The 9127-nt window shown below is 61.6% G+C and carries 8 protein-coding genes; 4 read left to right on the forward strand and 4 right to left on the reverse strand.

Going from position 1 to position 9127, the window contains the following annotated elements; translation table 11 throughout:
• Positions 1-378 precede the first annotated feature (378 nt).
• A complete protein-coding gene (locus D8U61_RS14190) occupies positions 379-1698 on the forward strand; it encodes an MFS transporter (protein ID WP_024014128.1) in 1320 nt (439 codons plus the stop codon).
• 135 nt (positions 1699-1833) lie between these two features.
• Complete coding sequence (locus tag D8U61_RS14195) at positions 1834-2463, forward strand: flavin reductase family protein (RefSeq protein WP_071173402.1); 630 nt, start codon at positions 1834-1836, stop codon at positions 2461-2463.
• On the opposite strand, the gene D8U61_RS14200 is transcribed toward D8U61_RS14195, so the two are convergent.
• Together D8U61_RS14200 and D8U61_RS14205 are read right to left on the reverse strand one after the other, a co-directional pair.
• Positions 2464-2706 carry a hypothetical protein gene (locus tag D8U61_RS14200; protein ID WP_016773447.1) on the reverse strand — a complete coding sequence of 81 codons (243 nt, stop codon included), beginning with the start codon at positions 2704-2706 and terminating at the stop codon, positions 2464-2466.
• A gap of 43 nt (positions 2707-2749) precedes the next feature.
• Entirely contained in the window at positions 2750-3103 is a 354-nt protein-coding gene (locus D8U61_RS14205; protein ID WP_016773446.1) for an antibiotic biosynthesis monooxygenase family protein, read from the reverse strand.
• A 369-nt stretch (positions 3104-3472) separates the two neighbouring features.
• Between D8U61_RS14205 and D8U61_RS14215 the strand changes: the two genes are divergently transcribed.
• Entirely contained in the window at positions 3473-4402 is a 930-nt protein-coding gene (locus D8U61_RS14215; protein WP_016773445.1) for an AraC family transcriptional regulator, read from the forward strand.
• A 247-nt stretch (positions 4403-4649) separates the two neighbouring features.
• On the opposite strand, the gene D8U61_RS14220 is transcribed toward D8U61_RS14215, so the two are convergent.
• Together D8U61_RS14220 and D8U61_RS14225 are read right to left on the reverse strand one after the other, a co-directional pair.
• Positions 4650-6101 carry an aldehyde dehydrogenase family protein gene (locus D8U61_RS14220; protein WP_130927145.1) on the reverse strand — a complete coding sequence of 484 codons (1452 nt, stop codon included), beginning with the start codon at positions 6099-6101 and terminating at the stop codon, positions 4650-4652.
• Complete coding sequence (locus D8U61_RS14225; RefSeq protein WP_123443712.1) at positions 6098-7735, reverse strand: 5-guanidino-2-oxopentanoate decarboxylase; 1638 nt, start codon at positions 7733-7735, stop codon at positions 6098-6100. The genes D8U61_RS14220 and D8U61_RS14225 overlap by 4 nt, the downstream gene beginning before the upstream one ends.
• A gap of 218 nt (positions 7736-7953) precedes the next feature.
• On the opposite strand from D8U61_RS14225, the gene D8U61_RS14230 reads away from it, so the two are divergent.
• On the forward strand, positions 7954-8835 hold the full coding sequence (locus D8U61_RS14230) for a LysR substrate-binding domain-containing protein (protein WP_130927146.1): 882 nt from the start codon (positions 7954-7956) through the stop codon (positions 8833-8835).
• The last annotated feature ends 292 nt before the right edge of the window (positions 8836-9127 follow it).

The following is a 9127-nucleotide window of genomic DNA, read 5'->3' on the forward strand; positions in this document are numbered from 1 at the left end:
CGTACCTTCAATGAAAAGATGCAGCGCCATGGGTTGAGCCGGGAGATGTTCATATCCGACACATGACCTGTGGCGAGGGGGCTTGTCGGAACGCCGCATCGCCCCGTTGGAGTGCGAAGCGCTCCCCGGCATTTTTCAGGTACACCATATTTGCAGACTTTACGACTGCTTCGCAGCCGAACGGGGGCAAGCCCCCTCGCCACAAGTGATCGGCGGAAATCCGCTCATGCTTGCATATACCTTGAGCGACTATCCGCTCAACAAAACCTCTTACCCCCTCTAAACCGGCCCTCCTCCCCTTGGCACAGCTCCTGCTATAGCCCCTGCAGGCTGCGTTTCAACGCGCTCCACAAAAACAATTAAACGAAGGATCCTTCAATGGATAACTCCAACGCCCTGCCCCTTGGGTCGGCTGCCGTGCCGGCCAAACCGAGAACCACCGCCAGCCGGATCAAATCGATCTTCAGCGGCTCTGTCGGCAACATGGTCGAGTGGTACGACTGGTACGTGTACGCCGCCTTCTCCCTGTACTTCGCGAAAACCTTTTTCCCCGCCGGTTCCACCACCGCGCAACTGATGAACACCGCAGCGATCTTCGCCGTGGGCTTCCTGATGCGTCCGATCGGTGGCTGGCTGATGGGCATGTACGCCGACAAGGTCGGGCGCAAGAAAGCGCTGATGGCCTCGGTATACCTCATGTGCTTCGGCTCGCTGCTGATCGCTCTGAGCCCGAACTATGAAACCATCGGCATCGGCGCGCCGATCCTCTTGGTATTCGCCCGCCTGCTGCAAGGCCTGTCGGTCGGTGGCGAGTACGGCACCTCGGCGACTTACCTGTCCGAGATGGCGACCAAGGAACGTCGCGGCTTCTTCTCCAGCTTCCAGTACGTGACCCTGATCTCCGGCCAGCTCATCGCCCTCGGCGTCTTGATCGTGCTGCAAAACATGCTGACCACCGAACAGCTCTACGCGTGGGGCTGGCGTATTCCGTTCGCCATCGGCGCGCTCTGCGCAGTGGTAGCGCTGTACCTGCGTCGCGGCATGGAAGAAACCGAGTCGTTCACCAAGAAAGAAAAATCCAAGGAAAGCGCCATGCGCACCTTGATGCGCCACCCGAAAGAGCTGTTGACCGTGGTCGGCCTGACCATGGGCGGCACCCTGGCGTTCTACACCTACACCACCTACATGCAGAAGTATCTGGTGAACACGGTCGGCATGAGCATCTCCGACTCGACCACCATTTCCGCCGCCACGCTGTTCCTGTTCATGTGCCTGCAACCGATCATCGGTGGCCTGTCGGACAAGATCGGTCGTCGCCCGATCCTGATCGCGTTCGGCGTGCTCGGTACGATCTTCACCGTGCCGATCCTGATGACCCTGCACACCATCCAGACCTGGTGGGGCGCGTTCTTCCTGATCATGGCGGCGCTGATCATTGTCAGCGGCTACACCTCGATCAACGCGGTGGTCAAAGCCGAATTGTTCCCTACCGAAATCCGCGCCCTGGGCGTCGGCCTGCCGTACGCGCTGACCGTGTCGATCTTCGGCGGCACTGCCGAATACATCGCGCTGTGGTTCAAGAGCATCGGCATGGAAACCGGTTACTACTGGTACGTCACCGCGTGCATTGCCGTGTCGCTGCTGGTGTACATCACCATGAAAGACACCCAGAAGCATTCGCGGATCGTGACTGACTGACGGGGCTACATCGCTGGCAGGCCACAAAATCTGTGTCCTGCCACGAACCCTACGGGGTCTCGCGTCTGGCTGGAAATATGCGCTGGGTCCTTGCACTATGGCTGCATCCGAATGCAGCTCAGGAATCCGCTCCCCATGCCCGATGACATCCACTTCTACGAACCCGCCAACGGCCACGGCCTGCCTCACGATCCGTTCAACGCCATCGTCGGCCCGCGGCCCATCGGCTGGATTTCCTCCCAGGATGCCGAAGGCCGGCTCAATCTCGCGCCGTACAGTTTCTTCAACGCCTTCAACTACGTGCCGCCGATCATTGGTTTTTCCAGTGTCGGGCGCAAAGACAGTCTGAACAACATCGAACAGACCGGGGAGTTCGTCTGGAACCTCGCCACGCGCCCGTTGGCCGAGCAGATGAACCAGAGCTGCGCGATGGTCGCGCCTGAGGTCAACGAGTTTGAACTGGCAGGGCTTACGACCGTGGCGTCAAAGGTGATTTCGGTGCCACGGGTCGCCGAAAGCCCGGTGTCCTTCGAGTGCAAGGTCACGCAGATCATCCAGCTGCAACGCGCCGATGGCGAAACCGTGCCGAGCTGGCTGATCCTCGGCGAGGTGGTCGCGGTGCACATTGCCAAATGGCTGCTGAAGGACGGCATCTACGACACCGCCGCCGCACAACCGATTTTGCGCGGCGGCGGGCCGGCGGATTATTTCCAGCTGGGGCCTGAGGCTCTGTTCAAGATGTGGCGCCCGGGCGCACAGAAGTAATTACCAGATCAGCTCGGCGTCATCGGTGACGCCCTTGAGCTTGTCCAGTTCGTTGATGGCTGCGTCATCGGCAGCAATGGCGCCGGGGAACACCTGCTCATCGAGCAACTTGTGAAAGCGTGGGGCGCCGCCATCGACCAGGGCCTTGACCGCGATGGCCGCGTAATAACCCTTGTTGCCGCCCAACTCGACGGGGACGACTGCGGAGACTGCTTCGAAGCGTTCAAACTCTTTACGTGCCATGTCGCGGATCCTGGCTCAATCAAATAAGCCGGACATTAAACCCTCAACCGGCGAGTTTGTGTATCGGCGCAGCGCATTGACCGAGGGCCTGCGCGGCGGAAACGTCCCTGAAGGTGTGGAAGTCGAGGCTGTTGACCACCAGGTCCTGGACCAGCTCGGCGAAGACTTCCATCGACGGACTGTTGAAATAAGTCGTCATCATTTGCTGACTGCTCCAGTAGCCGCTGACCAGCCACAGGTCGGCGTCGCACTGCGATTGTTGCAGGGAAAAACTCAGGCAGCCGGGCGCCGCGCGCGAGACCTCGATCAACGCGCTCAGGCGCACGCCGAGTTCCGCCGAACGCCCGGCCTGGGCACGAACGAAGGCCATATGACTGACAGGCATTTGCTTGGACATGATCAACCCTCCATGAAATCGCGTGGCAGCCGGGGGACGGGCTGCGACTGAAGCAAAGATTAAGGGCCGGGCCGGCTGCGCCGTTAGTCGATTCCTGCCTTCGCGTTGCACAATCCTGCGAGACTTGCCAAAACCCCGGCCGACGCCGCTGCCCTGTAGGAGCTGCCGAAGGCTGCGATCTTTTGATCTGAAAAACAAAAATCAAAAGATCGCAGCCTTCGGCAGCTCCTACACACAGGCATCGTGTCGATGCTGATGGATATCGCGATGCAGAATCAGGCAAGCATTTGGCAGAATGTGTCTACCGCTGCTGCTTGCACAAACATATGCTCTGCTGCATTCCCCCCTCACTTGCCGAGGATGCCGTGCATGACGTCATTCGATCGTTTTCAAGCCGAACCCAGCGCCGACATGGAAAAGCAGCGCGCGGAGCTGGCGGCGATCATCCGCCGCAACACCAGCGACGATGGCAGCTACCAGACCGCGATCGGTTCGCTGGTGATGTCGCGCCACACCCAGTCCCATGACTTTGCCCCGGTACTCGCGCAGCCGGCGCTGTGCATCATGGCGCAGGGGCGCAAAGAGGTCCGCCTGGCCGATGAGTTCTTCAACTACGACCCGCTGAATTATCTGGTGGTGTCGGTTTCGATGCCGCTCAGCGGCCGCGTGGTCAACGTCTCGCCAGAGGAACCGATCCTCGCCGTGCGCCTGGATATCGATCCGACCGAAATCACCGCGCTGATCGCCGACGCCGGCCCGATGGGCGTCCCGACGCGGCCGACCGGACGTGGTCTGTACGTGGAAAAAATCGACAGCGCCATGCTCGACGCGGTGCTGCGTCTGGCGCGGCTGCTCGACGCGCCGAAAGACATCGCCATGCTCGCGCCGCTGATTCGCCGGGAGATTCTCTATCGCCTGCTGCGTAGTCCGCAGGGTCATCGTTTGTATGAGATTGCGATTGCCAACAGCCAGAGCCATCGCATCAGCCAGGCCATCAAATGGCTCAACGGCAACTTCGAGCAGCCGCTGCGCATCGATGATCTGGCGCGGGAAGTGAATCTCAGCGTGTCGACCCTGCATCACCGCTTCAAGGCGATGACCGCGATGAGTCCGTTGCAGTACCAGAAGCAATTGCGTCTGCAAGAGGCGCGGCGGCTGATGTTGACCGAAGGCCTGGAAGCCTCGGCGGCGGGGTATCGGGTGGGCTATGAAAGTCCGTCGCAATTCAGCCGTGAGTACAGCCGCCTGTTTGGTGCGCCGCCGTTGCGAGATCTGGCGCGGTTGCGGCTGTCGGTGTAACTCCATAGAAGCCCCTCACCCTAGCCCTCTCCCAGAGGGAGAGGGAACCGATTGGGGGATATTGGAGAGGTTCATCGACTTGCGATATCGGTGCTGAATCCGGAATCAGCCAAGCCAGGCCAACCCAGCGTTGGGTTGATGACCTTCAAATCCATAATCGACTCGGTTTTTCAGGTCAACGAAGAAAGCAAGACACCTCGGTCAGCTCCCTCTCCCCCTGGGAGAGGGCTGGGGTGAGGGCAGGCTTCTACACCGCTCGCACGACGTGCTTGATCTCCAAAAACGCCGCCAACCCCCAAGGCCCCAGTTCGCGGCCGACACTGCTCTGCTTGTACCCACCCCATGCCGTCTGCGGGAAGATCACCTGTGGCGCATTGATCCACACCAGCCCCGCATGCAAGGCGTTGGCCACGCGATCCGCCGTTGCAGCATCGCGCGTCACTACACTCGCGACCAGGCCGAACTGCGTGTCGTTGGCCAGCGCAATCGCCTCGCTCTCACTGGCGAAACCGCGCACACACACTACCGGGCCGAAAATCTCTTCACGCCATAACGCGCTGTCCAGCGGCACGTCGGTGAACACCGTCGGCTGCAAAAAATAACCGCGCGGCAAATGCGCCGGACGATTACCGCCGCACACCAACCTCGCCCCGGCGCTCAAACCGCGATCAATATGCCCAAGCACCCGCTGGTACTGCGCCTGATTGACCAGCGCGCCCATCTCCACATCCGCATCAAACGGATCAGCGACTCGGATCGCCTCCGCACGTTTTTGCAGGCGCTGAAGAAATTCGTCCATCAATTCCTCGGCAACCAGCACGCGACTGGTGGCCGAGCACATCTGCCCGGCGTTGAAAAACGCCCCGCCACACGCCAGTTCCACCGCCAGCTCCAAATCGGCATCCGCCAGCACCAGCAAAGACGATTTGCCACCCAGCTCCAGGCTCACACCCTTCACCGTTTCGGCAGCGCGTTGCATCACCTGCACGCCAACCGCATTGCTGCCCGTGAAGGAGATCTTGGCGATACGTGGATCGGCCGACAACGGCGCGCCCACCGCCAGCCCGGTGCCGCAGACCAGATTGAACACGCCGTCGGGCAAACCGGATTCAGCGATGATCGCGGCCAGTTCCAGCTCCGGCAGCGGCGTCACCTCGGAGGGTTTCAGCACCACGCAGCAACCGGCGGCGAGCGCTGGCGCCAGTTTCCACGCGGTGGTGACCATGGGGAAATTCCACGGCACGATCAGCCCGACCACGCCGCAGGGTTCACGCCGCAAGCGTGCGCTGAAATCCTCGCTGGGCAGCGGCACGTTGCTGTCCTGCCCGGCGTCGAGGCCTTCGGCGAGTTCGGCGTAATAGTCGAACGTGGCGATCACGTCATCGACATCGATGGCCGCTTCGAACTGCGGTTTACCGTTGTTGCTCGACTGCAGGTTCATCAAGTGATCGCGACCGTTGCGCACGCCGTTGGCAATGTTGCGCAGGATCGCAGCGCGCTCGGCGCCGGTGGTTTTCGACCAGTGTTCGAACGCCTCGGTCGCCGCGCTGATCGCCTGGTCGACGGCGTGTTCGTCACCGCCATTGACGGTGGTCAGCAGCGCTTCGGTAGCGGGATTGATCATCCGTAGATGCTCGCGGCCCGACGACCATTGACCGTTGATGTAGAGCCCGTCGAGTGTGGTTGGAAAACTGATCATTGGGCCACCGCCTGCATCCACTGGTTCTGGTCGATTTCAATCAGCGTCGGGCCTTGTCGGTCCGTCGCTTTACGCAGCGCTGCGCGCAATTCGTCGATGCTGCTGATGGCTTGCGCGGCGCAACCGAGGCCCTTGGCCACGGCGACGAAATCCGGGGTGTAGATGTCCACGCCGACCGGTTCGATGGCGCGGTTGACCATGTACTTTTTGATCTCCTCGTAACCCTGGTTATTCCACAGCAGCACGATCACCGGCACCCGTGCTTCAACGGCGCTGGCCAGTTCCGGCAGGGTGAACTGCAAGCCGCCGTCGCCGATCAGGCACACCACTGGCGGGCGCGCGCCGTTATCGAGTTGGCCGCCGAGCCACGCACCAATCGCCGCCGGCAACGCATAGCCGAGGGTGCCGTAACCGGTGGATGCGTTGAACCAGCGACGCGGACGCTCGGGGTTGAACGTGAGGTTGCCGGTGTACACCGGTTGCGTGGAATCGCCGACGAACACCGCTTCGGGCAATTCGTGCAGCACGGTTTCGAGCAAACGCGTCTGCGCCAGCGTTGGTGCATCCCAGCTCGCCGCCAATTCATTACGCAGACGCGCGGCGCGGACCTGGCCCCAATCATTGCGGCGCTCGGCCAGCGGTTGGTGCGACAAGGCGCTGAGCAATGCTTGCGCGGCATTGCGCGAATCAGCGACCAGTGCGACGTGCGGCGGGTAGTTGCGCACGGTCTGATCGGCATCGATGTCGATGCGCAGCAGCTTGCCGGGAATCTCGAAGCCGCCGGCGAAAGTGACGTCGTAATCGGTCTCGGCCAGCTCCGTGCCGATCGCCAGGACCACGTCAGCTTCAGCGACCAGTGCGCGGGTGGCGACCAGACTTTGCGTCGAACCGATCAACAACGGATGGCTGGTCGGCAGCATGCCTTTGGCGTTGATGGTCAGCGCCACGGGAGCGTCGAGCAATTCGGCGAGTCGGGTCAACTGCGGCGCTGCGTCGATGGCACCGCCGCCGGCGAGAATCAGTGGACGTTGCGCGGTGGCGAGCAGTTCGCTCATGCGGGCCACGGCTGCCGGTGCGGCGCCGGCACGGTCGATATTCACCGGCAGGCTGGCGAGCAACTCATCGGCCTCTTCCACCAGCACGTCCAACGGAATTTCGATGTGCACCGGACGCGGTCGCCCGGCCTGGAACAGCGCGAAAGCGCGAGCAAGCACCACCGGCAGTTCGGCAGCGGACATCAGCGTGTGCGAGAACGCTGCGACGCCGCCGACCAGTGCGCTCTGGTTCGGCAGTTCATGCAACTTGCCGCGCCCACCGCCCAACTGACTGCGCGACTGCACGCTGGAGATCACCAGCATCGGAATCGAATCGGCGTAAGCCTGGCCCATGGCCGTGGTGATATTGGTCATGCCCGGGCCGGTGATGATGAAGCACACACCGGGTTTGCCGCTGGTGCGCGCGTAGCCGTCAGCCATGAACCCGGCGCCCTGTTCGTGGCGAGGCGTGACGTGGTTGATGCTTGAACGCGCGAGGCCTCGGTACAGCTCGACGGTGTGCACACCGGGAATGCCGAACACCTGCTCGACCGCGTAATTCTCCAACAGCTTGACCAATACTTCGCCGCACGTTGCCATGTTGATTGTCCTTTCATTCACTGAACACTCCCTGTGGGAGCGAGCCTGCTCGCGAATAAGCGGTCCAGCCAACATCCGTGTCGAACCTTGAACCGTCTTCGCGAGCAGACTCGCTCCCACAGGGTCCGTGGAGTGCCCATTGGAACGGTGCGCAACTGGCAGCAACAATCGATTAAAAGTCATACTAGCCATGTCGCCACGTCATACCTCGGATCGCCATGAAACGCCTGCCACCCCTGCCCGCTCTGCATACGTTCTGGATCACCGCGCAATGCTGCAACTTCACTCGCGCCGCCGAGCAGTTGCACATCACTCAGGGCGCGGTGAGCCGGCAGATCGCCGGGCTCGAAGAACAGCTCGGTTATCCGTTGTTCATTCGTCTGGCCCGAGGTCTGGCGCTGACGGCCGAAGGCCGCGAATGGCTGCCGCGAGTGGAAAAGGTCTTCGGGCTGATCAGTGAAGCGACCGAGCAGATCGGTCAGACGCGGCAAACCTTGCAACTCAAGGCACCGAGCTGCGTGATGCGCTGGCTGCTGCCGCGTCTGCTGCAATGGCAGAAGGAACGCCCGGACGTGCCGGTGAAACTGACGGCGTCACTGCAACACGGGGTGGATTTTCAGCGCGAGCAATTCGACGCTGCGGTGATCTACGGTCCGCCGCCGGACCATTCGCCAGGCGCGCTGCACCTGTTCGACGAGCAACTGACACCGGTCTGCTCGCCGCAATTGCTCAAAGGCTCGCCTGCGCTGAATTCACCGCGGGATTTGCAAGAGCATCTGTTACTGCACCCGACCCACGACATTCAGGACTGGTCGGTGTGGCTCGATGCGGCGCGATTGCGCCTGAGCAACCTTGGCAGCGGGCAGCATTTCGAAACGCTGGATCAGGCAATGTCGATGGCCTCCCATGGCACGGGTGTGGCGATCGGGGACTGGTCGCTGATTGGTGATGATCTGGACGCCGGGCGGCTGGTGATGCCGTTTGCGTTGAAGGTGAAGACGGGGTTGGCGTATTACGTGGTGGTGCCTGCCGCAGCCGAACCCTCGCCGCAACTTGAGGAGCTGATGCTCTGGCTGGTTGAGCAGGCTCATTTGCGCTGAAGCCTCTCCCCTCACCCTAGCCCTCTCCCCAGGGAGAGGGAACTGATTGGGGATACTCAAGAAACTCATCGACCTGACACAGCCACGCCGAATCCACAATCGACACGGTCGTTCAGGTCAATGCGTGACCCAAGACAACTCGGTCGGCTCCCTCTCCCCCGGGAGAGGGAACTGATTGGGGATACTCAAGAAACTCATCGACCTGACACAGCCACGCCGAATCCACAATCGACACGGTCGTTCAGGTCAATGCGTGACCCAAGACAACTCGGTCGGCTCCCTCTCCCCCGGG

Source organism: Pseudomonas sp. Sample_14, from assembly GCF_004307515.1.
GTDB classification, from domain to species: domain Bacteria; phylum Pseudomonadota; class Gammaproteobacteria; order Pseudomonadales; family Pseudomonadaceae; genus Aquipseudomonas; species Aquipseudomonas atacamensis.

What these genes read in the sequence shown, in the direction of transcription:
- D8U61_RS14195 (WP_071173402.1), top strand. Translation starts at nt 1,834, where the DNA reads ATGCCCGATGACATCCACTTCTACGAACCCGCCAACGGCCACGGCCTG.
- D8U61_RS14230 (WP_130927146.1), top strand. Translation starts at nt 7,954, where the DNA reads ATGAAACGCCTGCCACCCCTGCCCGCTCTGCATACGTTCTGGATCACC.
- D8U61_RS14225 (WP_123443712.1), bottom strand. Translation starts at nt 7,735, where the DNA reads ATGGCAACGTGCGGCGAAGTATTGGTCAAGCTGTTGGAGAATTACGCG.
- D8U61_RS14200 (WP_016773447.1), bottom strand. Translation starts at nt 2,706, where the DNA reads ATGGCACGTAAAGAGTTTGAACGCTTCGAAGCAGTCTCCGCAGTCGTC.
- D8U61_RS14190 (WP_024014128.1), top strand. Translation starts at nt 379, where the DNA reads ATGGATAACTCCAACGCCCTGCCCCTTGGGTCGGCTGCCGTGCCGGCC.
- D8U61_RS14220 (WP_130927145.1), bottom strand. Translation starts at nt 6,101, where the DNA reads ATGATCAGTTTTCCAACCACACTCGACGGGCTCTACATCAACGGTCAA.
- D8U61_RS14215 (WP_016773445.1), top strand. Translation starts at nt 3,473, where the DNA reads ATGACGTCATTCGATCGTTTTCAAGCCGAACCCAGCGCCGACATGGAA.
- D8U61_RS14205 (WP_016773446.1), bottom strand. Translation starts at nt 3,103, where the DNA reads ATGTCCAAGCAAATGCCTGTCAGTCATATGGCCTTCGTTCGTGCCCAG.